Genomic DNA, 242 nt, shown 5'->3' with positions numbered 1-242 from the left:
CGCTACGCGGGTGGCGGGACCATCATTCAGGGTAACAAGCTCATCTGCACTTCCGGCGTCCTCGACCTGTTCGATTCGGAGGAGGAAGCGCAGGACGCGGGAATCGCCTGGGCAAGGGCGTGGGTCGGGCTTGGGTCGGGCATTCGATCGCAAGGCGGCGCGATACCCCTTGCACGGTTCAGTAAGACTTCGGCAACCCGAGCACCTTCTCCGCGATGAAGCACATGATCATTTGCGGGCTG

At 62.4% G+C, this 242-nt stretch carries 1 pseudogene; it reads left to right on the top strand.

Annotated elements, in window-relative coordinates:
• Nucleotides 1-219 (top strand): annotated as a pseudogene (locus tag AB4Y44_RS42910) (hypothetical protein); the annotation flags it as partial.
• Nucleotides 220-242: the final 23 nt, after the last annotated feature.

The sequence above is a fragment of the Paraburkholderia sp. BR10937 genome (assembly GCF_040965695.1).
GTDB lineage: Bacteria > Pseudomonadota > Gammaproteobacteria > Burkholderiales > Burkholderiaceae > Paraburkholderia.
Note: the sequence above shows the minus strand (reverse complement) of the source record. Positions and strands in the feature narration are given on the sequence as shown.